The 24,122-nt window shown below is 66.2% G+C and carries 24 protein-coding genes; 8 read left to right on the top strand and 16 right to left on the bottom strand.

All coding sequences use genetic code 11. From position 1 onward, the window contains the following. Positions 1-4: 4 nt before the first annotated feature. Both H0P51_RS24900 and ygfZ read right to left on the bottom strand, forming a co-directional pair. The gene (locus tag H0P51_RS24900) at positions 5-178 is read right to left on the bottom strand and encodes a DUF3073 domain-containing protein (protein ID WP_180915470.1); all 174 of its coding nucleotides are present in this window, start codon (positions 176-178) and stop codon (positions 5-7) included. 146 nt (positions 179-324) lie between these two features. Beyond that, the gene (ygfZ, locus tag H0P51_RS24895; RefSeq protein WP_180915469.1) at positions 325-1,410 is read right to left on the bottom strand and encodes a CAF17-like 4Fe-4S cluster assembly/insertion protein YgfZ; all 1,086 of its coding nucleotides are present in this window, start codon (positions 1,408-1,410) and stop codon (positions 325-327) included. A gap of 56 nt (positions 1,411-1,466) precedes the next feature. Between ygfZ and H0P51_RS24890 the strand changes: the two genes are divergently transcribed. Next, on the top strand, positions 1,467-2,333 hold the full coding sequence (locus H0P51_RS24890; protein ID WP_180919217.1) for an aminodeoxychorismate lyase: 867 nt from the start codon (positions 1,467-1,469) through the stop codon (positions 2,331-2,333). A 240-nt stretch (positions 2,334-2,573) separates the two neighbouring features. Here H0P51_RS24890 and H0P51_RS24885 read toward each other — a convergent pair whose 3' ends face one another. The 6 genes from H0P51_RS24885 to lmeA form a co-directional block, all read right to left on the bottom strand. After that, entirely contained in the window at positions 2,574-4,127 is a 1,554-nt protein-coding gene (locus H0P51_RS24885; protein ID WP_180915468.1) for a sensor domain-containing protein, read from the bottom strand. Between the two features lie 132 nt (positions 4,128-4,259). Continuing rightward, positions 4,260-6,596 (bottom strand): hypothetical protein, encoded by a 2,337-nt coding sequence (locus tag H0P51_RS24880; RefSeq protein WP_246398213.1) that lies wholly within the window; start codon positions 6,594-6,596, stop codon positions 4,260-4,262. 50 nt (positions 6,597-6,646) lie between these two features. After that, complete coding sequence (locus H0P51_RS24875) at positions 6,647-7,315, bottom strand: heme-binding beta-barrel domain-containing protein (protein ID WP_180915466.1); 669 nt, start codon at positions 7,313-7,315, stop codon at positions 6,647-6,649. A gap of 122 nt (positions 7,316-7,437) precedes the next feature. After that, entirely contained in the window at positions 7,438-7,740 is a 303-nt protein-coding gene (locus H0P51_RS24870; protein ID WP_180915465.1) for a DUF1416 domain-containing protein, read from the bottom strand. Position 7,741: 1 nt separating this feature from the next. Continuing rightward, a complete protein-coding gene (locus H0P51_RS24865) occupies positions 7,742-8,575 on the bottom strand; it encodes a sulfurtransferase (RefSeq protein ID WP_180915464.1) in 834 nt (277 codons plus the stop codon). Positions 8,576-8,911: 336 nt separating this feature from the next. Beyond that, the gene (gene lmeA / locus H0P51_RS24860; RefSeq protein WP_180915463.1) at positions 8,912-9,718 is read right to left on the bottom strand and encodes a mannan chain length control protein LmeA; all 807 of its coding nucleotides are present in this window, start codon (positions 9,716-9,718) and stop codon (positions 8,912-8,914) included. A gap of 284 nt (positions 9,719-10,002) precedes the next feature. Between lmeA and H0P51_RS24855 the strand changes: the two genes are divergently transcribed. The 6 genes from H0P51_RS24855 (at position 10,003) to pstB (ending at position 15,736) form a co-directional block, all read left to right on the top strand. Then, entirely contained in the window at positions 10,003-10,773 is a 771-nt protein-coding gene (locus H0P51_RS24855; protein ID WP_180915462.1) for a winged helix-turn-helix transcriptional regulator, read from the top strand. Next, positions 10,770-11,690: a mycothiol synthase gene (mshD, locus tag H0P51_RS24850; protein ID WP_180915461.1), complete on the top strand. Its 921-nt coding sequence runs from the start codon at positions 10,770-10,772 to the stop codon at positions 11,688-11,690. The genes H0P51_RS24855 and mshD overlap by 4 nt, the downstream gene beginning before the upstream one ends. Before the next feature lie 164 nt (positions 11,691-11,854). Beyond that, a complete protein-coding gene (gene pstS, locus H0P51_RS24845) occupies positions 11,855-12,907 on the top strand; it encodes a phosphate ABC transporter substrate-binding protein PstS (protein WP_180919216.1) in 1,053 nt (350 codons plus the stop codon). Between the two features lie 88 nt (positions 12,908-12,995). Beyond that, a complete protein-coding gene (gene pstC / locus H0P51_RS24840) occupies positions 12,996-14,033 on the top strand; it encodes a phosphate ABC transporter permease subunit PstC (RefSeq protein ID WP_246398211.1) in 1,038 nt (345 codons plus the stop codon). Then, positions 14,030-14,947, top strand: coding sequence for a phosphate ABC transporter permease PstA (gene pstA / locus H0P51_RS24835; RefSeq protein WP_180915459.1), 918 nt, complete (start codon positions 14,030-14,032; stop codon positions 14,945-14,947). The genes pstC and pstA overlap by 4 nt, the downstream gene beginning before the upstream one ends. Before the next feature lie 12 nt (positions 14,948-14,959). Beyond that, a complete protein-coding gene (gene pstB / locus H0P51_RS24830; protein WP_180915458.1) occupies positions 14,960-15,736 on the top strand; it encodes a phosphate ABC transporter ATP-binding protein PstB in 777 nt (258 codons plus the stop codon). Here pstB and phoU read toward each other — a convergent pair. From phoU to H0P51_RS24805, 5 genes are all read right to left on the bottom strand, one after another. Then, complete coding sequence (gene phoU / locus H0P51_RS24825; protein ID WP_180915457.1) at positions 15,733-16,398, bottom strand: phosphate signaling complex protein PhoU; 666 nt, start codon at positions 16,396-16,398, stop codon at positions 15,733-15,735. The genes pstB and phoU overlap by 4 nt on opposite strands. A 55-nt stretch (positions 16,399-16,453) precedes the next feature. Next, on the bottom strand, positions 16,454-18,619 hold the full coding sequence (locus H0P51_RS24820) for an LCP family protein (RefSeq protein WP_180915456.1): 2,166 nt from the start codon (positions 18,617-18,619) through the stop codon (positions 16,454-16,456). A 162-nt stretch (positions 18,620-18,781) separates the two neighbouring features. Next, complete coding sequence (gene dusB, locus H0P51_RS24815) at positions 18,782-19,867, bottom strand: tRNA dihydrouridine synthase DusB (RefSeq protein ID WP_246398209.1); 1,086 nt, start codon at positions 19,865-19,867, stop codon at positions 18,782-18,784. Between the two features lie 55 nt (positions 19,868-19,922). Continuing rightward, on the bottom strand, positions 19,923-20,945 hold the full coding sequence (locus H0P51_RS24810) for an acyl-ACP desaturase (protein ID WP_180915454.1): 1,023 nt from the start codon (positions 20,943-20,945) through the stop codon (positions 19,923-19,925). Positions 20,946-21,090: 145 nt separating this feature from the next. Next, the gene (locus tag H0P51_RS24805) at positions 21,091-21,732 is read right to left on the bottom strand and encodes a TetR/AcrR family transcriptional regulator (RefSeq protein ID WP_180915453.1); all 642 of its coding nucleotides are present in this window, start codon (positions 21,730-21,732) and stop codon (positions 21,091-21,093) included. A 68-nt stretch (positions 21,733-21,800) separates the two neighbouring features. Between H0P51_RS24805 and H0P51_RS24800 the strand changes: the two genes are divergently transcribed. After that, positions 21,801-22,844 (top strand): oxygenase MpaB family protein, encoded by a 1,044-nt coding sequence (locus H0P51_RS24800; RefSeq protein WP_180915452.1) that lies wholly within the window; start codon positions 21,801-21,803, stop codon positions 22,842-22,844. 52 nt (positions 22,845-22,896) lie between these two features. Here H0P51_RS24800 and H0P51_RS29145 read toward each other — a convergent pair whose 3' ends face one another. From H0P51_RS29145 to H0P51_RS24785, 3 genes are read right to left on the bottom strand one after another with little or no spacing between them, the layout of a single operon-like run. Further along, the gene (locus H0P51_RS29145) at positions 22,897-23,094 is read right to left on the bottom strand and encodes a zinc transporter Slc39a7 (protein ID WP_343061738.1); all 198 of its coding nucleotides are present in this window, start codon (positions 23,092-23,094) and stop codon (positions 22,897-22,899) included. Positions 23,095-23,105: 11 nt separating this feature from the next. Further along, positions 23,106-23,495, bottom strand: a complete 390-nt coding sequence (locus H0P51_RS24790; protein ID WP_180915450.1) for an ArsR/SmtB family transcription factor — start codon at positions 23,493-23,495, stop codon at positions 23,106-23,108. Positions 23,496-23,542: 47 nt separating this feature from the next. Further along, complete coding sequence (locus H0P51_RS24785) at positions 23,543-24,043, bottom strand: nucleoside deaminase (RefSeq protein WP_180915449.1); 501 nt, start codon at positions 24,041-24,043, stop codon at positions 23,543-23,545. Positions 24,044-24,122: the final 79 nt, after the last annotated feature.

The following is a 24,122-nucleotide window of genomic DNA, read 5'->3' as shown; positions in this document are numbered from 1 at the left end:
CGAGCTAGCGGCGCCAGTCGTCGTCTTCCCATGAGTCGTCACCGTCCATACCGTTGGATTCGTCGGTGCTCGTCCCGGACAGCTCGCGCTGGAGCCGTTGGAAGTCGGTCTGGGGGGAGCTGTATTTCAGTTCTCGAGCAACCTTGGTCTGCTTTGCCTTAGCCCGGCCGCGGCCCATGGGGGAACCCCCTCGCGAAATAACGGAGCGGCCTAACAAGTAGGCGGCTCCGATCTCTTAGTGTCGTTATTGTCCTGCCGACAGCTTACCGTGCCGCGCGGCGGAACGTAGGCGCGCCCTGCCAGGTGGCTCCGACTGCCCCGGGATCAGCGGCCGCCGCCGCGCAGCCGCTCCACCGCGAGCCGTCCGGCGCCCAGCTCGTCTGCCGGTGGCAGGGATTCGGCGTCGATCACCGCCGCCACCGCCCCGTCGGCGCCGGTCGCCAATTCGGTGTCGCCGGGTACGCCCCGCTTCACCAGGGCCAGCGCAATCGGACCCTGATCGACGTGCTCGACCACGGTTCCAAGCCGACCCACGGCCCGGCCGCCGGCCAGCACCGCATCGCCGGTGGACGGCCGGTCCACCGATCCGTCGAGGTGCAACAACACGAGCATTCGCGGCGGTTTGCCCAGGTTGTGCACCCGCGCGACGGTTTCCTGGCCGCGGTAGCACCCCTTGTCCAGGTGCACCGCTCCTTCGCCGGGCCCGCCGATCCAGCGCACTTCGTGGGGGATGGTGCGTTCGTCAGTGTCCAGGCCCAACCGCGGCCGCAGGGCCGCCACCCGATGGGCCTCGTAGGCCCACACGCCTGCCGGTCGTACGCCCGCCGCGGACAGGCGCCGCTGCCATTCGGCTGCTTCTTCGCGGGGTACCAGCAGGTCGAGTTCGGGTGGGCGGCCAGCCACCCGCCGCACAAAGCCGCCACCCGCCAGCGGGACGGCGTGCCATTCGTTGGGCAGCGCAGCCAGGCCCAGCGCCTGGAGTACGGCCTGGTCGGCCAGCTGCGGACCGATCAGCGAGAGCACCGCAAGGTCGGCGGCCGAAGGCGTGACGTCGGACCAGAACACCATCTTGCGCAGGTAATTGAGCAGCGGCTCGGCCCGCCACGGTTCGGTGTCCAGGTAGGTGGTGCCGCCCAGTTCGGTCTGCAACCAGTGGTCCTCGACCCGGCCCTGGCCGTCCAGGCTCAGGTTCTGCGCACTGGCCCCCTCGGGCAGGCCGCTGACGTGTTGGGTGGAGATGTTGTGCAGCCAGGTTTGCCGATCGTTGCCGGTCAGGGTGAGCACGCCGCGATGCGAACGGTCCACCACGACGGCTCCGGTCTCGGCCGCCCGCTGTTCGCCCAGCGGATCGCCGAAGTGCCAGACCGCGCCGGCGTCGGGTCCGGGGTCGGGGGCGGGAACGGGATTCATATGCATCAACTCTACGGTTGACGCAGGGGTCGTTAGGCTCTGACTCCATGGCTGGTGTGGTTGTCAGGCTCGGCGGTGAAATCCTGGATCCCGGTACGCCGCTGCTGCATGCGGACGATCTGGCCGCCGTCCGCGGGGACGGAGTTTTCGAGACGCTGCTGATCCGCGACGGCAGGGCGTGCCTGATTGAGTCGCACCTGCAGCGGCTGACCCAGTCGGCCGCATTCATGGAATTGCCCGAACCTGATCTTCCGGCCTGGCGCAGCGCCATCGACGCGGCGACCCGCCAATGGACCTCGAGCAGCGCCGACGAGGCCGCGATGCGGCTGATCTACAGCCGAGGCCGCGAGAGCGCGCCGAGCGCGCCCACCGGCTATGTCACAGTCAGCCCGGTTCCCGACCGGGTCGCAGCAGTGCGCCGCGACGGCGTATCGGCCGTCACGCTGGACCGCGGATTGCCGGCCAAGGGGGTCGACGCCATGCCGTGGCTGTTGGCCGGCGCCAAGACACTGTCCTACGCGGTCAACATGGCCGCGTTGCGCCACGCCGCCCGACACGGCGCGGGCGACGTCGTCTTCGAAAGCACCGACGGCTTTGTCCTGGAGGGTCCGCGCTCGACCGTTGTCATCGCCGCCGAAGGCGACGACGGCAACCCGTGCTTGCTCACCCCGCCGCCCTGGTTCCCAATTTTGCGCGGAACCACCCAGCAGGCGCTCTTCGAGGTCGCTCGCGCCAAGGGCTACGACTGCGACTACCGCGCCCTGCGCCGTTCGGATCTCGTAGCCGCCCAAGGTATTTGGCTCATATCGAGCATGACACTGGCGGCCCGCGTGCACACCCTCGACGGTCGGCCATTGCCCCGGGCCCCGTTCGCCGACCGCTTCGCCGAATTGGTCGATGCCGCAATCGTCAGCGATCGCTGAGGCGTTAATTCTGTTGTAGCCGGACAGAAGTCGCGGTAGCGTCGGTCGTACACAAGGAAGGAGGTGGTCCGCGAAATTGATAGCTTCATGGACATGTGAGGTGGCTGCGCGCTAGCTGCATTGGCTCGGAAGGGTCAGCGATAAACGCGCGCTGGCGAATTTCCCGCAGCCACCCGGCCCCCGAGTCTTCGGTCTGTCCAACCGGAGAACGGCTCGGGGGCCGCTCCATTTCTCGACCAGTTAATGCTCGATCTTCGCGGCGATCTGGTCGACGACCTTGCCCGCGGGGCTGGCGGCCGCGGCCGCACCGCAGGCCAGCACATCGACAACCACGTCTATCTGCGCGCTCAGCACATGATGGCAGCTGCGGCCCCCGGCGGCCGCCACCTTTTCCATCCAGATCCTGTTCCGGGGTTCGCCTTCGAGGCGCCCGAATGTCCAGTCAAAGCTGCGCTTTGGCGTGGTCAGGGTCACTGCGCGCTCCGCGCAGGCCCGCCACTTGTCCGCGGACGCCTGCACAAACGCATGCGCCTTCTCCGCGGATCCGAATGCGGCGACGGCCTCGTAGGTTCGGTGCTGCGGGTCCTCGCCGGGCGTCTGAATCGCCTGACCGCGCGCCCCCACGAAGCCGTCGGCGCCCTCGTACGTCTCGCGCAGTAAAGGTTCGTACGCCCCGAAGCACTCGGGACTGGACAGGGTGCCCGGGGTGGCGCGCAGCAGGTCGGTTTTCCCGGTGACCGTCATGTTCGGATCCCCGATTATGGTGCCTATCTCGGCGGCGTTGAGCAGAAACGAATCCAGCTTGTCGGAGTTCTGCCCACTCGCCCCCGCTGGTGCAGCTAGCGCGGCGCTGGACGTACCCGGTTTGGCGGCCGGTTTGCGGCCGCCGCCCTGGGTTGCGAAGACCACGATCAGCGCCAGCACAACCACGGCAGCCAAGGCGGCGCCACCGATGAGGAGCAGCCGCTTGTTCGATCCGCCAGCCGAGCTGGCTGTGGCTCCGGCGGAACCGGTCGCTGGGCGCGCCGGTGTCGCGGCGATGGCCGGTTGCGTCGGTGCGGCCGACGTGGCGGCGGGTGGCGGGGCAGCCTCAGCGGCGCCCGGCGCGGGGGGTTTCGGGCCCGCCGGCGACCCATCCTTGGCCTCGATCTCGGCCAGCACGTTATCGATCTCGGTGCGCGTGCGGTACGTGACGTCATGGCGCATCCGCAGCATCCGCAACAGCTGGGCGATGTCGCTGCGGGCACTGGGGTCGCTGCCGTCTTCATCGAGCCCGGACCGCAACTCGACCAGCAGCTGAAGCTGCTGCTGGGGCGTGAGTTCCTTTTCCGAGAGGGTGTTGCCCAATCGCATGATGTAGCCAAATGGCAGCGGCGGCTCTTCGGGCAGGGGCGACGGCAGTGGGGACTCCTTGCCGGACAGCCCGTGGATGGCGGTGACCAGCTGGATCCCGGCGTCCACGGTCGGGTTCTGGTAGTCGATGATCTGCAGGGCGGAAACGGGATTGACTCGCACACTGTCGACCGGGCCCACCTGGACAGGCAGGATGGGGCGGTTCAGGGCCTGCGCGTAGCGCAACTCGGCCTGGCTCGGCTTGGACTGCAGCCAATTGTTGGATAGCGCGACGATGAACACGTCGCAGGAGCGGATCTGCTCGAGAATCGCGTTCCACCATGCGTCGCCGCCGCCGAGCTCCTGGTCGAACCAAACCTTCTGCTGAGCGCGCTTGAGTGCGGTCGTCAGCGCGTCGAGCGACGTTCTGTCCTGGCTCGAGTAGCTGATGAAGATGGCCACAGCGGTCTCCTCAATTGAGGGCAAGGGGAAGTTAATACGGCAAAACCGTCCTGCGACCGTAGCGCATTTGCGCCCCGCAGCAATCGGCTTCCGGCAAACTCACGGCGGCTGTCGGCCGAACGCGTTGCGCGGTCAATCCCCGTCGCGGGCCGGCGCGTCCGCGCGTTGGCGGGTCTCGGCATATCGTAGTGCGAATTCGGGACCCGGGACCGGCCACTGCTCGCCCTCGGCGCCGCGCACCACCCAGTCGCCGTCGGCGGCGGTGGTGGGGCCTTCCAAAGTGTTGACGGTCTCACCCGGTTGGGCTGGACGAGCTTGCACCCGGCCCTTTCGCCGCCACTCGCCTTGCGCCCTGGGGCCGGCCGGTTCGTAGGTGGCGCGAAAAATGTCGTCGCGCACCGACCACGTCTTGCCGTCGGAGCGGACCTCCCAGTCACCGGCATCGGCATGCATGGCGTGCCCCGAGTCCGACGTCCACGTCCACGGCTCATGGTGTTGTTCGGCGGCAACCGTGCCGACCCTGGTGAAAGACCGCCATAACGGGCGCGATCGGTAACCCAGCTGACGCAGGCTCCACAGAGTGGCAGCCAGACTCCGCACGGCGGCGCCGAGCAGGTCGGGATTGCTTTCGACCACCGACCAGTCGACCAGCTTGTCGTGAATCTTGCGTCCGTCGTCGCGGGGCGTGCCGTACTTCCAACCGTTGCGGCGGTAGTAGCGGCACCAGTCCTCGTGCTCTGCCCGCGCCATGGCCAGCGCCGAGGACTCGTCGAAACCCATCATCGCCAACTGCTCCAGTGGCGGCGAATCGGCCATCTGCTGGCCAGACAGCTGCGCAGGCCGTGTGCCCCAAGTGTTCCAGGTGTGCCCGGCGATCTGTTCGACCATCCACAACGCGTTGCGCACCTGGCGGCGGTTGGAGCCGCGGTAGAACTCGTCGAGTTCGATCCACGGGACCGCAGCGGGCCCGCGCGGCCAGCTGGGGTCGATGGTCGCCACGTAGCGCTCGTGAATAAGCCGCGCCGCGCGTTCCCACGCATCCTGGACCTGGCCTTCGCGGGTGTCCAGCACCAGCGAGTAGGACTGCAGCATGCCGACGACCTGGATGGAGTCGTCGTCGATGCTCGTGTTGAGATCCGAGGTGTAGACGGGCATGTCGGGGAAGCGGGCGGCCAGCCGGGTACCCGTTGTCGCGGTGTGGGCGTCAACCAGGATCACCGCGCTGGTGGTCGGATCGGTGTCGGCCAGTAGTCGCAACATGGTGGGGATGGTCGGGGCCTCGGCCACCGCGTCGATCGACGGACCGTCCGAGGCGAAACCCGCTTGCCTGCGGTAGAACTGGTGATCCTGCAGGTATTCTTCGGCATCCTTTTCGACCAGCGTCAGCGCGGGCAGCGGGTACGCTCCGGGCGGGGTGTAGAAGTCGCGCTCCAGCACGCGCCGGGTGAGGTCCGCGCTTAGCGCCAGGGTCAATTGCGAAGTGCCGCAGACGAACACACGTTTGGTCCGGCCTGTCGCGATGATGCCGTCGAGTAGCCGAGCCGCGGTCACCTCGTACTTGCCCACCACATCGGCGGCCCATCGGGTGTCGGATCCGCCGAACTGCTGGGCGCGCCAGGCTTCGGCGAGCCAGGGGTCGTCGATGCGCACGATCAGCGGCAGCCGGCGCTTGTCGGCGACCTCGGCGAGTCGCCGGCCGATCAGGTCCAGCCACAGCAGGTTGACGGCGGGGTCGGGTGCCATCAGGTACAGCCGCCCGAGGTGGCGCCACAGCCGCAGCGAGACCAGGGTGGACGGTGTGTTGAAGTCCACCAGCACCACCCGTGCGCCCAGCCTGCGGACCCGATTGACCCGGTCGTCGCTGGCACCGGAGATGACGACCAGGGTGCTGCGCCGGTCCAACGTTCGCGCGATACCGCTGACCATCGACTCGGTGTCGTCGTCGATGCCTACCACCGCGGTGACGGAGTCCGCGAGATTCGCCCGCAGCCGGTCCACCTGGGACCGGAACACGCCGACCACCACGCCGCCCAAGCCCGTGAAGATCGCCGAAACTGCTGCCAGCCGGGCCAATTCGAGCCCGACCGGGGTGGGGTCCGGGCAGATGTGCCCAGCGAGTGAGTAGTCGCTGCTGCTGCCTTTGATCAGCTGGGCCGTCAACATCAACGGTGTGAAGAGGGCCGGGTGATTGGTGTCGTGGCAGGCCCAGTACGCGCTGAGGCCCAGCACCGCGCTCATCGTGATCAGCGCTGCGATCACAGTGAACGAAACACCCACCACGCGGTGGTTGGCGCTGGACCGGAAGGTCATCACGCAGGCCGTGACCAGCACGCCGACCACTATCGCGGTGGTCGCCATCGATCCCGGCCGGCCGAACCAGCTCAGCCATCCCGGCAGCACCTCCAGGATCACGGGCCGGGCTGCTACCGCGGCGAGATAGCCGATGAGCAGCACGGCGATCCCGGACACTGTCCAGCGCACCTGGGGTGGGGCCGTCCTGCGGGTACGCATCCAGGCGGTCAGCCGACGAATCGGGACAGCCGCGCCGACAGGTGCGGCACCAGCGCGCCGTCCGCGTCCACCCGCTCCTCGACATAGCCGAGGTCGCCGCCCTCGACGATGCCGTACAGCCGCTTGGCGCCGCCGACTAGCATGCCCGATCGGCTGCGGGCCAGGGCGTCGGTGGCCAGCTCCCATGACGACTGGGTCAGGGGCCGGCCGTAGAACAACTCGATGTATCCGGCCGAATGGGCCAGCAGCAACTCGATCGCGGTGGACTCGGTCGGGTCGTCGGGGTCGCTGACGAAGCGCCAGAAGCCGGTTTCGCGCAGGCCTGGTTCTTTGTAGTCGCCGGCGTCGTCGAGCCGCCAGGACCGGGCTTCCCAGTTCAAGTAGTCGCCGCCGTCGTGGGACACGACGATCTGCTGGCCGAACCGGTAGTCGCCGTGCGAGCCGCGGCCTTCGCCTTCACCACGCCACACCCCGACCAGGGGCAACAACGCCAACAATGCGTCGTTGAGACTGGCGCCCTCGCGCAAATTCGCGGTGTCCGACGGAATCGGCAGGTCGTCGAACGCCGGGATGTTGCGCGCGGCAGTCAGTTTGGCGCGTTCGGCCGCGGCCGCGACGGCCCGGTCTCCCGAACCCGGCACGTCGGCTGCAGCGTCGTCGCCTTCGGTGGACGTCACGACTCGTCGGTGATCAACCGGTACAGCGCATACAACGCAAACCAGGAGATGACCCCGGTCGACAGGACCAGCATGATCTCGAAGAACAGCACCACGGGACGAGTCTATTCTGCGCGTTGCCCTCAGGCGATTTTGATGTCCACCTCGTGGATGCCCGCGCCCGACGGTGTCACCGCGGCGTCGCCGTTGCCCACCCTGGATAGGGCCCGCAGCGTCCACGCACCCGGCGCGGCGAAGAAGCGGAAGTCACCGGTGGCCGAGGCGACTACCTCGGCGGTGAACTCGTCGGAGGAGTCCAGCAAGCGCACGAAAGCGCCTGGAACCGCCTGCCCGTCGCGGTCCACGACGCGGCCGGTGATCACCGTTTCCTTCTCCAGGTCGACGCTGGCTGGCAACGTCAGTCCTTGCTTTGGTGCAGAGCACATGTCAGTTTCCCAACTCGATCGGGGCACCCACCAGGGAGCCGTATTCCGTCCAACTGCCGTCGTAGTTCTTGACGTTCTCGTGGCCCAGTAGTTCCTGCAGCACGAACCAGGTGTGCGAGGAACGTTCCCCGATTCGACAGTAGGCGATGGTTTCCTTCGCGCCGTCCAGGCCGGCGTCGGCGTACAGCTTGGCCAGCTCCTGGTCGGATTTGAAGGTGCCGTCCTCGTTGGCCGCCTTGCTCCACGGAACGTTGATGGCACCCGGGACGTGGCCGGGCCGTTGGCTCTGCTCCTGGGGCAGGTGAGCCGGGGCCAAGATCTTGCCGGAGAACTCGTCAGGGGAGCGGACGTCGACCAGATTCTTCACGCCAATGGCGGCAATTACGTCGTCGCGGAAGGCGCGGATCGATGTATCCGGTGTCGCGGCGGTGTAGGAGGTGGCCGGCCGGCTGACCGGGTCGGCCGACAGGGGACGGCCGTCGAGCTCCCACTTCTTGCGGCCGCCGTCGAGCAGCTTGACATCCTGGTGGCCATACAGCTTGAAGTACCAGTAGGCGTACGCCGCGAACCAGTTGTTGTTACCGCCGTAGAGGATCACGGTGTCGTCGTTGGAAATACCGCGTTCGGACAGCAGCTTGGAGAACTGCTCGGTGTCGACGAAGTCCCGCTTGATCGGGTCTTGCAGGTCGTCTCGCCAGTCCAGCTTGACCGCGCCGGGGATGTGTCCGCCGTCGTAAGCGCTGGTGTCCTCGTCGACCTCGACGAAGACGACGCCTGCGGCATCCAGATTGTTCTCCGCCCATTCGGCGGAGACCAGGACGTCGGAGCGTGCCATGGTGGGGATCCTTTCGATTTCTTCTGATGAACTTTCGGGCACTACCTGACCGGTCGGCGCGGACGTCCACGCACTCGGGTGGGAATGGTGCTCGACACGGACTACTCCTAGATATGCCTGTTGCGCGTGGGAGACATGCCGCGGTGGGGGCTCCGGGCTGTTCCGAGTGCTGCGCAGATCGGCGCGGCTACTCAGCAGCTACAGCAACAGCAACAACCCGCGGTGCGGCACAGTTCGACTGTGCGGCACTTGGTGAGCGAAAGCTCGGTGCGGGTTGACACGTCGGCAAGCTTACCCAATGGCATGGTGATCAGGCCAATGACGGTTGGCGGGCGATCACTGCTGCTTGAAATCGTCGAGCTTGACCACCACGTCACGGGTGATGCCTTCGATGATGACGTCGGAACCTCGGGCGCCGACGGTGTTCGGTGCCACCCCGAACGGCAGCTTCTGACGGGACAACCTGCTGCTGAAGGCGCGCAGCACCGCGTCCCGCTTGTCGTCTGGGACGGGCTGGTCGGCGGTTTCGGGGCCGAGCAGCACGCCGGTGGGGGTGATCACCAGGGTGGCCGGATCGTCGGCGGCGATGGACAGGTCCACCGAGACGCTGACTCGGTGGTCGAATTTCGCTGAGGTCGGCGTGCCACTGAAAACCAGTCCATGGCTGCCCGAGATGCCGGATTCGGTGGTGCCGCCGGTCGCGTCGTTGGACTCTTGCGGGGGCGCCTCGACCATCAGATCGGGGACCCCCAGGTACCGGCCCAGGTGTACCGAGTCGATGATGATCCGGCTTTCCAGCTCGCCCACCGGCAGCCTGGCGTCGGGCCTGATCAGCCAGGACGCGTCGGTCAGGCCGATGGAGTGCATGGTGGCCTCGAGGGTGGCCTTACCGACTTTGGGCTGCTCGACGGCGTGGGCCTTGATCTCCAGCTCGTTGTAGTGGTGGCGCAGCGCCTGGGGAATGAATGGGAAACTCAGGATGGCCACGAAGGGGTCAGAGCCGAGGTCGGCGGCGTCGCGCACGGTCCGGGAGAGTCGATATTCGGCGTAGATGCTTGCGCCGAAATCGACGCCGACGGCTCCCAGCGCGACCACTGCGACCGTGATCGCGATGCCGGTTGCACCGAGCAAGACCTTGCGCACCCGGACATTGTGACACCGGTTGGTGGCCGTGTTGCATTGGTCACAGCCGGCTGCGCGCCAGCGATGCAGCCGGGACGGCAAAGTCGCTGCCCCGCGTGGTGACCCGCCCCGCACCAGGACCTGTGGCCGGCCCGAATCCGCTGGTTGAGCCCGGGCGGCGGCGCATGTGCGCAGGCGGCGTCGGAAGGCAAAGGGCCAGGTTGCAAGTTATCGTTAGGTGTTCTGGCCGCTAACGTCATATTTCGCGATGAATCTGGAGGCCTTGCCCACGACGCTGGAGGGGCTTGTTGGAGCTACTACTGCTGACCTCGGAGCTGTACCCCGACCCGGTCCTGCCGTCGCTGTCGCTGCTCCCTCACACCGTGCGGACCGCAGCGGCGGAGGCGTCTTCGTTGCTGGAGGCGGGCAACGCCGATGCCGTGCTGGTCGACGCGCGCAACGACCTGTCCGCAGCGCGCGGTCTGTGCCGGTTGTTGAGCACGGCGGGCCGCTCGGTGCCGGTGCTGGCCGTGGTCAGCGAGGGCGGCCTGGTCGCCGTCAGCGCTGATTGGGGGCTGGACGAAATTTTGTTGCCCACCACCGGGCCGGCCGAGGTCGACGCCCGGCTGCGCCTGGTCATCGGTCGGCGCGGCGGGCTGGCGGATCAGGAAAGCGTCGGCAAGGTCACCCTCGGTGAGCTGGTGATCGACGAGGGCACCTACACGGCCCGGCTGCGGGGCCGTCCGCTGGACCTCACCTACAAAGAGTTCGAACTGCTGAAGTACCTGGCGCAGCATGCCGGCCGAGTGTTCACTCGCGCCCAGTTGCTGCACGAGGTGTGGGGCTACGACTTCTTCGGCGGCACCCGCACCGTCGACGTGCACGTGCGCCGCCTGCGGGCCAAACTTGGTTCCGAGCACGAAGCGCTGATCGGCACGGTGCGCAACGTCGGTTACAAGGCGGTTCGGCCCGCCCGCGGCAGGACGGCCGCCGCTGAGACCGACGATGCCGAATCCGACCCCGATGGCGGCGACGGTCTAGCCGACCCACTGGCCGACCAGCTCCGCAGTCAGTGACGGCCCTGGACTGGCGCTCGGCGCCAACCGGCGACGAGCAGCAGGTTATTCGCGAATTGATCAGTGCGGCAACAAAATTCGATGGCGTAGCGCCGGTAGGCGAGCAGGTTCTTCGAGAATTGCCGCATGGGCGCACCGGCCACCTGCTGGCCGTGGATACCGGCGGCGGCATTGTCGGATATCTGAACCTCAGCCCGGCCCGGGACGCGTCGCCCGCGATGGCGGAGCTGGTGGTGCACCCGCAGTCCCGGCGCCGTGGCGTCGGCACCGCCCTGGCGCGCGCGGCGCTGGATAAATCCCAGGGACACAACCAGTTCTGGGCGCACGGCACCCTTGAGGCAGCCCGCGCCACCGCCTCGACGCTCGGTTTGGTCCCCGTCCGGGAACTGCTGCAAATGCGACGCCCCCTGCGGGCCGAACGGCGGGACCCGGAGCGGGTTCCGGGGGTGCAGATCCGCACCTACGCCGGGCCGTCCGACGATGCCGAACTGCTGCGGGTCAACAACGCCGCGTTCGCCTCCCATCCCGAGCAGGGCGGCTGGACCGAACGCGAGCTGGACGAGCGGCGCAGCGCGGCGTGGTTCGATCCGGACGGGTTGTTTCTGGCGTTCTCCGAGCCCCAGGAAGGCACGCAGGGCAGGTTGCTGGGGTTCCACTGGACCAAAATCCATCCCGACCCCGCGGGTCTCGGTGAGGTCTACGTTCTTGGTGTCGATCCCGCGGCGCAGGGCCGCGGTCTGGGCCAAGCTTTGACGGCAATCGGCCTGGCGTCGCTGGCGCAGCGCCTGGCCGAAAACCCCGAACCGACCGCGCTGCTCTACGTGGAGTCCGACAATCTCGCCGCAGTGCGGACCTACGAGAAGACGGGTTTTACGGTCTACAGCGTCGACACCGCGTATGCCGCGGACACCGGCTAAACATCGCTGGCGCGCATACTTGCTCGAGGGGTTGGCAATGTTGCAGGGGCTGGTGCGCCCGCAATCCATCGAGAAGCGTTCGGGAAGTGAGGTCGGTGAAACCGGGTTCGGTGGTCAAGACAACGGCTGCTCTGTTGGCGACAACGACGGTGTGTGGGGCGATCATGACCGGCTGCGGGAGCGACGACAACCGCAGCGGGTCGGGGTCAAACTCCGGTGGCGCCGCCGGGACGGGTTCATGCGGCGGCAAGAACTCGGTGACCGCGGAGGGTTCGACCGCCCAGCAGAACGCGATGGCGATGTTCAACCAGGTGTGGGGCAAGCTGTGCCCGGGCAAGCAGGTGGCGTACAACGCGACCGGGTCAGGGGCCGGTCGCGAGCAGTTCATCGCCGGCCACGTCGACTTCGCCGGGTCGGATTCGCCGCTGGTCGCCTCCCAGCTCGGTCCGGCCGCCAATCGCTGTGGCGGGAATCCCGCGTGGGACCTGCCGTTGGTTTTCGGCCCGATTGCGTTGGTGTACAACCTGGATGGCGTTGCGAAACTGGTCCTCGACGCCGACGCACTGGCGAAGGTCTTCAGCGGTGGAATCCGAATGTGGGACGACCCGATACTGCTTGCGCTCAATCCGGGCGTGGCGCTGCCGCACATCAAAATCACGTCGATCTATCGCAAGGATTCCTCGGGGACCACCGATAATTTTCAGAAGTACCTGACCGCCGCCGCCCCGCAGAGCTGGACCAGGGGCGTGGGCACCGAGTTTCAGGGCGGGGTGGGTGAAGGAGCGCAGCGCTCGGGTGGGGTGATCCAGGCGGTGCAGTCCACCCCGGGAGCGATCGGATATGTCGAGAAGGGTTTCGCGGACCGGGCCGGTGTGCCGTTCGCGCAGATCGACAACGGTAACGGTGTGGTGCCGCTCACCGACGGCACGGCACGCAACGCCGTCAAGTCCCTCGCCTTCGCCGCCCCCGGTAACGACCTCGTGCTGGAGCTGAGCTCGATGTACGGCAACCCGGACCCGAGCGCGTATCCGCTCGTGATGGCCACCTACGAAATCGTGTGTTCGAAGGGGTACGACGCCGATACCGCCGGAGCCATCAAAGCATTCCTCACCACCGCCGTCGATCAAGGTCAAACGCCGCTTCCGTCCGCCGGTTATGTGCCGTTGCCGGATACCCTCAAAGGGCGCCTGGTTGCCGCGATCGACGCATTGCAGTGACTTATCGGCCGCGGCTTACCCGGGCGCGCGCGCACGTGGGCAATCGGGGCTCGGCCGAGCCGCGGAGAACGGGACCGACGGGACAGCAGTGACGACACCACACCCAGCCGACGCGGGTTCGGGTGAAGTCGTCGCGGTACCGCATCCGGAACCGCCGGTCGTACCCATCAGCCCGTGGGGTGACGCCCGGCCGCACCTGGGCGACCGGCTTTTCCGTCGGCTGTCGCAAGGTGCCGGTGTGCTGATCGTGGCGCTGATCGCGGCTATCGGCGCGTTCCTATTGGCCAGCGCGCTACCGGCCTTGGCGCGCAACCGGGTGAACTTCTTTACCTACGGCGGAAACTGGTTCACCGCTGATACGTCGGCGATGCGGTTCGGGATCTCCGATCTGCTCCAGGTCACCGTCCTGGTGGCGATGTTCGCCCTGGTCGTGGCGATGCCGGTGGCGCTCGGGGTGGCGATCTTTCTCACCCAATACGCGCCGCGGCGGCTGAGCGCGCCGCTGGCCTACCTGGTCGATCTGCTGGCCGCGGTGCCGTCGATCATCTTCGGCGTCTGGGGACTGTACGTGCTGGCGCCGCAGCTGCGGCCCGTCGCCACCTGGCTGAACGTCCATTTGGGCGACTATCACCTGTTCGCCACCGGCAACGCCTCGGTCTCCGGTGGCGGCACCATATTCACGGGCGGAATTGTGTTGGCGGTGATGATCCTGCCGATCATCACCGCCGTCACCCGCGAAGTATTCGTTCAAACTCCGCACGAGCAGGTCGAAGCGGCGTTGGCGCTCGGGGCCACCCGCTGGGAAGTGGTCAAGACGACCGTGCTCCCTTTCGGGCGGTCCGGATTTGTCAGCGGCGCGATCCTCGGCCTGGGCCGAGCACTGGGCGAAACCATGGCGTTGCTGATCATCTTGCGCGGTACGCAGGAAGCGTTCGGATGGTCGCTGTTCGACGGCGGCTCCACCTTCGCCACCAAGATCGCCGCAGCGGCGCCCGAGTTCGACAATCCGTACAAGGCTGGTGCCTACATCGCCGCCGGCCTAGTGCTTTTCCTGCTCACCTTCGTGGTCAACGCGCTGGCGCGCACGGTGGTGGCCGGAACCCGGGCCGGTAGGAAGCGCGGATGACTTCGATCTTGGACCGCCCACTGAAGTGGCGCAGAATCTCGGGCATCAGCCGACGGCGTCGCCTTGCCGACTCCGTTGCGACCGTGTTGGTGACGCTCGCGATGCTGATCGCCTTGACGCCCTTGATCTGGGTGTTGTGCTCGGTGGTGGCCCGCGGGTTCCGCTCGCTGAGTTCGAGTGTCTGGTGGACTCATTCGCAGGCGGGTACGACGGCCCTGGAGCCCGGCGGCGGCGCTTACCACGCGATCGTAGGCACTTTGCTGCTTGGGTTGATGTGTGCCGCGATCTCCATCCCGATCGGTGTCTTGGTAGGGATCTACCTGGTGGAGTACGGCGGCAGCAGTCCGTTGGGGCGCCTGGTCACGTTCACGGTGGACGTGCTGGCCGGGGTTCCGTCTATGGTGGCCGCGCTGTTCATCTACTCGGTGTGGGTTTCGGCGATGGGTCTTCCCCGCTCGGAATTCGCGGTCGCGCTGGCGCTGGTGTTATTGATGCTGCCGGTGATCGCCCGCGCAACCGAGGAGATGTTGCGAATCGTTCCGGTCGACCTTCGCGAGGCCAGTTACGCACTCGGGATAACGAAGTGGAAGACCATCACCCGAGTGGTGCTGCCGACCGGCCGGTCCGGCATCCTGACCGGCATCCTGTTGGCATTGGCGCGCGTACTTGGCGAGACCTCGCCGCTGCTGATCCTGGTCGGCTACTCCCGTGCAATCAACTTCGACGTCTTCAGCGGATTCGTTGGGACGCTGCCCGGAATGATGTATTACCAGACGACGGCCGGCGCGGGCGCCAATCAGGTCTCCACGGATCGGTTGTGGGGCGCCGCGCTGACACTGATTGTGTTGATTGGGATGATCAACGTCGGAGCGAGAGTGGTGGCAAAGATCGTGGACCCGAGAAGTCGTAGTTAGGGGATATTTTCCGTGGCCAAACGGTTGGACCTCAAAGAGGTCAACATCTATTACGGCTCGTTTCACGCCGTCGCCGATGTCTCTCTATCGGTACTGCCGCGCAGCGTCACGGCGTTCATCGGACCATCCGGTTGCGGCAAGACGACGGTGCTGCGCACCCTGAACCGGATGCACGAGGTGATTCCTGGCGCGCGGGTCGAAGGCAGCGTGTTGCTCGACGACGAGGACATCTATGGCGCGCGCATCGATCCGGTGGGGGTGCGCCGGGCGATCGGGATGGTGTTTCAGCGGCCCAACCCGTTCCCCGCGATGTCGATCCGCGACAACGTCGTGGCCGGGCTGAAGCTGCAGGGCATCCGAAACCGCAAGCTGCTCAACGAGACCACAGAACACTCGCTGCGGGGGGCGAACTTGTGGGACGAGGTGAAGGACAGGCTCGACCGACCTGGCGGTGGATTGTCGGGTGGGCAGCAGCAGCGACTGTGTATCGCGCGGGCCATTGCGGTGCAGCCCGATGTGCTGCTCATGGATGAGCCGTGCTCGGCGCTGGACCCAATCTCGACGATGGCGATCGAAGAACTGATCAGTGAACTCAAGCAGGAGTACACCATCGTAATCGTCACCCACAACATGCAGCAGGCCGCCCGGGTCAGCGATCAGACGGCGTTCTTCAACCTGGAATCGGTGGGAAAGCCGGGCCGGCTGGTCGAGATCGACGACACCGAGAAGATCTTTTCCAATCCCACCCAGAAAGCCACCGAGGATTACATCTCTGGCCGATTCGGCTAGCTCGATGTGGTTGAGGAGTCGTCCTCGAACTTGCCGGTGGCCTGGAAGATGACCCGTCGCGCGACCTCGACGGCGTGGTCGGCGAAGCGCTCGTAGAAGCGGCCCAGCAAGGTCACGTCGACGGCTGCCGCCACCCCGTATCGCCATTCGCGGTCCATCAGCACGCTGAACAGATGCCGGTGCAGGTCGTCCATCGCGTCGTCTTCTTCGCGGATCCGGGCGGCCTTCTCCGGGTCGCGCGATATTAGTACTTCCTGCGCGCTGTTCCCCAGTTCGACTGCGACCCTGCCCATTTCGGCGAAATAGCCGTTGACCTCTTCGGGTAGGGCGTGCTGGGGGTGGCGGCGCCGGGCGATCTTGGCGACGTGCAGTGCCAGCGCGCCCATCCGGTCGATGTCGGCGACGATCTGAATCGCGCTCACGATAGACCGCAGGTCGCCGGCGACCGGCGCTTGCAGCGCCAGCAGTACGAATGCGCTCTCCTCTGCCTGGGAGCTGAGCGCGGAGATTTGTTCGTGGTCGGAGATCACCTGCTCGGCCAGCACCAGGTCGGCCTGCAGCAAGGCTTGGGTGGCCCGTTCCATCGCCGCACCGGCCAGCCCGCACATCTGGCCGAGTCGCTCGGACAGTTCGGTGAGTTGCTCGTGGTACGCGGTCCGCATAGGTAGAGCCTACGGTCCGTTCAGGTCAAACGGACGTAAGCCCCACACCCGCAGCCTATTCGCAGGTGGTGTCGGCGGCGTTGGTGACGGTGAGGTCTTCGGGCAGCTTGGTCGGTGTGCTGGTGGTGCCGCGGGTGATCTGCATGCTCACTGAAGAGCCGCTGGGCGGGGGAGCGCTCACCGTGTTGAAGTCGGAGCCGAGGACCACCTGAACCACCGAGCCGATCCCGGTGACCCGCTCGGTCTTCGAATTGCGGAAGGCAGCGGCGACGGTGGCGGCGGCCTGCTCGTTGCCTGGCGAGAAGAAGACCGTGGTGGCCTTGAGTGCGTCCGGGTAGTCGTCCGGCGTCATGACGTTGAAACCGTTGCGCTTGAGTTGGCTGGCGGCGGTGGCCGCCAGACCCTCGGTGCCGGTGCCGTTGGAGACCTGCACGGTGACCTCTTGCGGCGAGGTCGTGGTTACCTGCTCCTGGCGGATCTCGTTGGACGAGTTGGCCGGCGGCTTCTTGGTGGGGGACGGCGAAGTGGTCGCCCCCGATGCCGGTGTGTTCCCCAGGCTTTGGGCGTTGTTGTCGTTCTCCTTGGGCAGCGGATCATCGTTGATGATCGCCGCGAACAGCGCTTTCATGTCGGCGGTGCGGGGAGGTTCGTTGCCGTCCTGGTCGGTGATGCCGGTGGGCACGGTGACGAAGGTGACGTGGCCGGCGGCCATGTGCTGAAGCGACCGGCCGAGCTCGACCAGGTCTTTCGTCTTGACGTTGTCGACGTAGCTGTTGCCGATGAACATGTTGACGACGTTGTTGAGTTTGTTGAGGTTCATCAACGTGTCTTCGGAGATCATCGTGCGCAGCAGCGACGACAGGAAAAGCTGCTGGCGTTTGATGCGTCCGTAGTCGCCGTTGACCTCGGTGGTCACCTGGCGTGCCCGGACGTAGCTCAGCGCGGTGGGGCCGTCGATGACTTGCCGTCCGGCGTGGGCGAGGACCGTGCCGAGCTCGTAGTCCTTCAGCGGTGTGGTGCTGCACACCTCGACACCGCCGAGCGCCTCGACCATCCGTCCGAATCCGACGAAGTCGATAGCGATGAACCGGTTGATGCTCAAGCCCGAGAGTTTCTGGATGACCTTGACCAGACACTTGGGGCCGCCGAAGGAGAAGGCGGAGTTCAGCTTGGTCTCGGTGTAGACCATCCGCGGACCGGTTGTCTTGGTTTTCGGATCGTAGATGGGGCCGTACTTGCCAGTCTCGGGATTCCACGCCTCGCACTGAATCGGACTGATCGCCAGGTCACGCGGGAACGAGACAGCGACTACACGTTGGCGGTTGGCCGGGATGTTGACCAGCATGACGGTGTCCGAACGGGCGCCTCCGGCGTCGTCGGCGTCACCAGCTCCGACGTTGGCGTTGGCGCCCAGCCGGGAGTCCATGCCGACGATGAGGAAGTTCTCGTCACCGTATTGCGCGTTGGGGTCGACGATGTCGTTCGACTGCGGGTCCAGTGCACTCACGGTGTTCAGCTTGTTGTTCTTCGACGCGCTCCACTGGTAGGCGCCGCCGGTCATTACCAGCGACAGCACGGCGATGAGGATGGCCAGGGAGCGACCCGCGATCAGGACTCGATGACTACGGGTCCGCCGCTTGGGCTGGCGGGTTTCCCGCGCCGGACGGTCGGCTGGTGCTTTCATGCCGAACCGCTTGCCGCGCCTCTTCGGGGGCTCGTCGTCGGTGGCATCGTGCGGGTAGTTGGCCGCGCCGAGATCGGGCAGCTCGGAGTGCAGTTGCAGCGAGTAGGCGGGGATCGGCAGGATCTGCGTGTCGGAGAGGTCGAAGTCGGCGGGCTCCGGTTCCGGTTGCTCATCGGCCAGGCCGGACTCGTCGGCGGTATCGGAGTCTTCGGCGGTATCGGAGTCTTCAGCGACGTGGTGATGGGTCGGTCGGTCCGGCATGGTGGCGCCCAGCCTGGCGATCAGGTCGGCGACGCTTAGCGCACCGCCGTTGCTGCTACTTCCGGTGTCCACCGAGGGTGAGGCGACGTGCTCGGCCGGTGCCTCCTGCCGCGGTTTGGACGACCAACGGCACAGCTCGTCATCGATTGCCGGTGCCGAGAACCTCTCCCACGGCGCGGCGCCTGGCATCGGCTGTGGGGTTGAGGTAATGAAGTCATTACCGCTGCCGGAGCCGCGCCGAGGTCCAGGAGTGGCGTCCTTGTCGCCGTCACTCATGTCCTGCTGGCCTCCAACGGTCGCGTGCATGTGATGCGCGCAGGTAGACGCAGCACCGTGTTGCCCGGCGCCGCGGAATAGCAGTAAGGCTCACATCGTACTGATTTGTCGGCCGAGGCGCGATTTCAAGACTGTTTCGGTTCGGCCAGCGGTACTTGCGGATCAGCCGCCGGAGTGCATGACGTCGGCACCGTCGGGCACCCGGCAGTCGTCGGGATCGTCCAGCCAGCCGTCGGGCAGCGAGACCCGCGCCGCCGAGCCCTGCCGGCCGCGTGGGCCGTTGGCGGCCGCCGGGAACGGAATGTCGCGGTCCAGCTTGTCCAGCAGTGCGTCGAGCTCTTCGAGGGTCTTGACCAGCGCCAATCCGCGGCGTAGGTCGGATCCGGCCGGGAAGCCGTGCAGATACCAGGCGACGTGCTTGCGAATTTCGCGCATGCCCTTGTCCTCGCCGAAGTGTTCGCTGAGCAGCGCGCCGTGGCGGCGGACGACGTCGGCCACCTCGCCCAGGTTGGGTGGGGTGGGTGCCGGGCGTCCGGTGAATGCGGCCGAGAGCTCGGCAAACAACCACGGCCGGCCTAGGCAGCCGCGGCCGATAACCACGCCGTCGCATCCGGTGGCGGCCATCATTGCCAGCGCGTCGCTGGCGTCGTAGATGTCGCCGTTGCCTAGTACCGGGATGGAGCGAACCTGCTGCTTAAGCAGACGGATCTGATCCCAGTCGGCGGTCCCGGAATAGCGTTGGGCCGCTGTGCGGGCGTGCAGGGCGACAGCCGCTGCGCCCTCGGCCTCGGCGATGCGCCCCGCGTCCAGATGGGTGTGGTGCTCGTCGTCTATGCCGATGCGGAACTTGACCGTCACCGGAATGTTGGTCCCTTCCGTTGCCCGCACCGCGGCGGCGACGATCTGGCCGAACAGGCGTCGTTTGAACGGCAGCGCGGCTCCGCCACCACGCTTGGTGACCTTGGGCACCGGGCAGCCGAAGTTCATGTCGATGTGGTCGGCCAGGCCCTCGTCGGCAATCATCTTGGCCGCGGCATAGGTGTTGTCCGGGTCGACGGTGTAGAGCTGCAGCGACCGGGGCGATTCGTCGGGCGCGAACGTCACCATGTGCATGGTGACCGGATGGCGCTCGACCAGCGCGCGGGCGGTCACCATCTCACAGACGTATAGACCGCTGACCGTGCCGACCTTGGACAGTTCCAGCTCGCGGCACAGCGTCCGGAATGCAACGTTCGTCACGCCCGCCATCGGGGCTAAGACCACCGGGCTCGCGAGCGCGATGGGCCCTATGCGCACCGCTTGGCTACCGCCGGCTCATTGTCAGCGTGCCGGCGGTCTGGTGCAGTTCGAACGCGGTGGTCCGTTTGCCGGTGCGGGCTTCCCGCTCGAGCTGACGCTGCTTGGACTGCTCGAACTTGTCGCAGGACGCTTCGAGCTCCTTCATCAGCACACCCAGGTCGTCACGAAGCGCGGCGGCCTCGCCGGTGAAGTCCTCGCGCTCGAAGATGCGCCACTTCTTCAGCACCGGCATGACCACGTCGTCGAGGTGGATACGCGGGTCGTAGACCCCACCGACGGCGATTGCCACGGCCTTGCGGCGGAACTCAGGCACCTGGAAACCGGGCATCTGGAAGTTGCGCAGCACCTTGTGCAGCGACTTCATCGCCTGGTTGGGCGAGGCGGCGAACCCGGCTTCGCTGACGTCGCGGTAGAAGATCATGTGCAGATTCTCGTCTGCGGAGATCTTTGCCAGCAGCTGGTCGGCGATGGTCTCGTTGCAGGCCTTGCCGGTGTTGCGATGCGAGATCCGGGTCGCCAGCTCCTGGAAGGTCACGTAGATGACCGAGTCGAACAGGCTCTCGGCGAACAGGTCGGCCCGCACTTGGTGGTTCTGACCGGGGCTGAAGCCGCGGTTGACGACCTCCATCCGCAGCTTCTCGAGTTCGACTGGGTCGACCGCGCGGGTCACCACCAGGTAGTCGCGCAGCGCGATTCCGTGCCGGTTCTCCTCGGCGGTCCAGCGGTTGACCCATTGGCCCCAGGGGCCGTCGAGGCCGAAGTTCATCGCGATCTCGCGGTGGTATGACGGCAGGTTGTCCTCCGTCATCAGGTTCTGCACCATCGCGATCTGGGCGACGTCGGACAGCTTGGACTGTCCGGGCTCCCATTCCTGGCCGCCGAGCGCGTAGTAGTTCTTGCCGTCCGACCACGGGATGTAGTCGTGCGGGTTCCAGTTCTTATGCATGCTTTCGTGCCGGTTCATGTACTTCTCGACAAACGGCTCGAGTTCGTGCAGCAACTGCAGGTGGGTCAGCTCCGCTGACATGGCCCCTCCAGATATCTGTGTCTTTGGGTTGCAGTCAGAATATCTGTGCCTACCGGTAGCATCAAGTTTGGTCGCGGTGTGGCGCCTCGCACCACTGTCGCGGCGCGGGGGCTTGTCGAAATAGGGTGCCCGGGGAGCGTGGGAGTCAATCGTGCGGGCCGGTTCCGACGGGAATTTCCATTCCGCCGTGCCCTGGCCGCGGCACGTAGCTGGTGGCCCTGCTGAGCAACATCTCAACGCAATAGTCGATGAACTGCTCGCGGGTGGCTCCGAGCTGTCCGTTCAGGTACGCGGTGAATAGGCCGGTCAGCGCTCCGATGAGGCTGGTGGCGACCAGTTTCTGCACGACCGGGTCGACGATCCGCGACAACTTGCGCTGCAGTAGTTCGATGAAGTTCGGCATCCACTCGGCGCCGGACTGGGTAAGGATCGGCTCGACCGCGGGTGCCAGCAGCAACACCCGGCCCCGCACCGGGTCGTCGACCATCAGGGCGACGAACTGCTCGACGGCTTCTCGCGGCGTCTTCGCGGACGTCAGTGTGCTCATTGCCCGGGTGCAGACGTCGTCGTAGACCGCGCGGACAAAATGCTCGCGGTCGGTGAAGCTTTCGTAGAAGTACCGCTCGGTCAATCCGGCTTGCCGACAAACCGCGCGCACCGTGAGGGTGGGCCCGTCTTCGCTGCCGAGTAGCTGCACGCCCGCGGCGATTAGGTCGTCGCGGCGTAAGGCATGGCGGTCCTGCAAGGGGACGCCCGACCAGCGGCCCCGCCGTTGACCCGCCTGCACCTCTACTCCTAAAATCGATTTTGACAACGTGTGTAGTCAAAGTTGCCGACCACCGAGGATAGTTGCCAGTGACCCAAGATACGTCCGCTGCCTGCCCGATTACCACCACGGCACCCGGCCTGCCCGAAGCCGCGGCCGGTCAGGGATTCGACGGCGTCGCCGGGGGATGCCCGGTATCGCCGCTGGGCTACGACACGCCGCCGGCGCCGCTGGGTCCGGATTCCCTGACCTGGAAGTACTTCGGTGACTGGCGTGGCATGTTGCAGGGACCGTGGGCGGGATCGATGCAGAACATGCATCCGCAGCTGGGTGCCGCGGTCGAGGAACATTCGACGTTCTTCCGGGAGCGCTGGCCGCGGCTGATGCGATCGTTGTACCCAATCGGCGGGGTGGTTTTCGACGGTGACCGGGCCCCCACAACGGGAGCCGAGGTTCGGGACTACCACATTTCCATCAAAGGCATCGACGCCCAGGGCCGCCGCTACCATGCGCTGAACCCCGAAGTCTTCTATTGGGCGCATGCCACCTTCTTCGTTGGCACCATCCTGGTCGCCGAACGCTTCTGTGGTGGTCTGACCGAAGCGGAGAAGCGGCAGCTCTTCGACGAGCACGTGCAGTGGTACCGGATGTACGGGATGAGCATGCGACCGGTGCCGGGCTCGTTGGAGGAATTCCAGCAGTACTGGGACCACATGTGCCGCGACGTGCTGGAGAACAACTACGCAGCACGTGCCGTGCTTGACCTCTCCGAGCTGCCGCAGCCGCCATTCGCGAGCTGGATTCCCGATTGGCTGTGGGCCGCCCAGCGCAAACTGCTTGCTCCGTTCATGGTTTGGCTGACTGTCGGTCTTTACGACCCGGCCGTCCGCGACCTGATGGGTTACAGCTGGTCTGCGCGGGACGAGTGGTTGCACCGCCGCTTCGGAAACTTGGTTCGGGTGGTTTTCGCCTTCGTGCCGCGGCGGTATCGCAAGCATCCGCGGCCTCGAGCCGGCCTGGACCGCGTCAGTGGTCGTATCCCGGTCGACGCGCCGCTGCCCGAGACGCCGGCGCGCAACCTGCCGCCGCTGGACGAGCGGGATAACCCGATGCACTACTGCCCCAAGGTTTGACGGGTCCTAGGTCTGATAGCGCTGCGGTCTGAGGCGCTCAGCGCGGGCTTAGCTAGTGAGTGTGGCTGTGCGCGGCTTCCAGGCCCGACTGGTGCACGTGCTCATGGCTGTGCTCGGTGCCGTCGTCGTGGGTGTGGGTGTGATCGTGCACCACATGTTCGTGGTCATGGGCGGTGTGCGGGTGGTTGTGGGTTACCCCGCCGTGCTGGTGTTCGTGCGCATGTGGCGCGTCATGGCTGTGGTCTGACATCGGTCTTCCTTTTATGTTGTTGTTTCCCTTGATGTTTCGTTGACGGCCTGGAGTCCGCCTGAGCCGCGGTGATGGCGGGGTACGCCGGGGCCGGCGTGCTCGGCGTTGTACACGGCATCGATGACGAGTTGGCGTACGTGGTCGTTTTCCAGGCTGTAGAAAATCGTCGTGCCGTCGCGCCGGGTGCGCACCAGCCGTGCCATCCGCAGCTTGGCCAGGTGTTGGGAGACCGACGGCGCGGGTTTGCCCACATGCTCGGCGAGCTCGTTCACCGACAACTCTTGGCACGACAGCGACCACAGCACCTGCACCCGGGTCGCGTCGGCGAGCATGCGAAAAACCTCGACCACTAGGGCCACCTGATCGTCGGGGAGTCGCAATGGGCCATTATCTGCATGCATACGCAGATAGTAAGCGAGGGCGGTGTGGTGGTGTCAAGGCTGCCGCCTCAGCCGGGTGGCACGGTGCTGGCGGTGCGGCTGCCGCCATTCTGCTGCTGCCAGGACCGGTAGACCTCCAGCGCATCGTCCCGCGGCTCATATCGCATTGGCAGCCGTCGGTCCCGCCAGTCTTTGCCGAGCTCGTCGTAAAAGGTGGCGAGCTCGAAGTACTTGCGGTCGTCGACGTAATGCGGTTCGTAGGCGTCGCGGGTCGTCAGGAACACGACCTCGTCGGGGGAGCAGTAGTACAGCGAGCCCAGGCACATCGGACATGGATGAGCGAGCACGTAAATGGTAGTGCCGACCAGATGCTCAGTGCCCAGCTTCGTGCACGCTTCGCGGATCGCGAGGATCTCGGCATGGGCGGTGGGATCGTTGGTCTGGGCGGCTTTGTTGGCGCTCTCGGCCAGCACTTGACCGTCCTTGACGATTACCGTCGCAAACGGACGCCCACCTTCGGCGACGTTGCGGCGGGCGAGGTCGATCGTGCGCTGGGCGAAGTCCGTCACAGCTGCAGGGTAGTCCCGCAATTCATCGGAGTGTCTATGATACTGACTAGCTTATCTATATTGTTTGTCTGCTTGGGAG

Origin of the sequence: Mycobacterium vicinigordonae (assembly GCF_013466425.1) — a bacterium.
GTDB classification, from domain to species: domain Bacteria; phylum Actinomycetota; class Actinomycetes; order Mycobacteriales; family Mycobacteriaceae; genus Mycobacterium; species Mycobacterium vicinigordonae.
The sequence above is the reverse complement of the archived record's forward strand: the minus strand, read 5'-3'. Positions and strand labels throughout refer to the sequence as shown.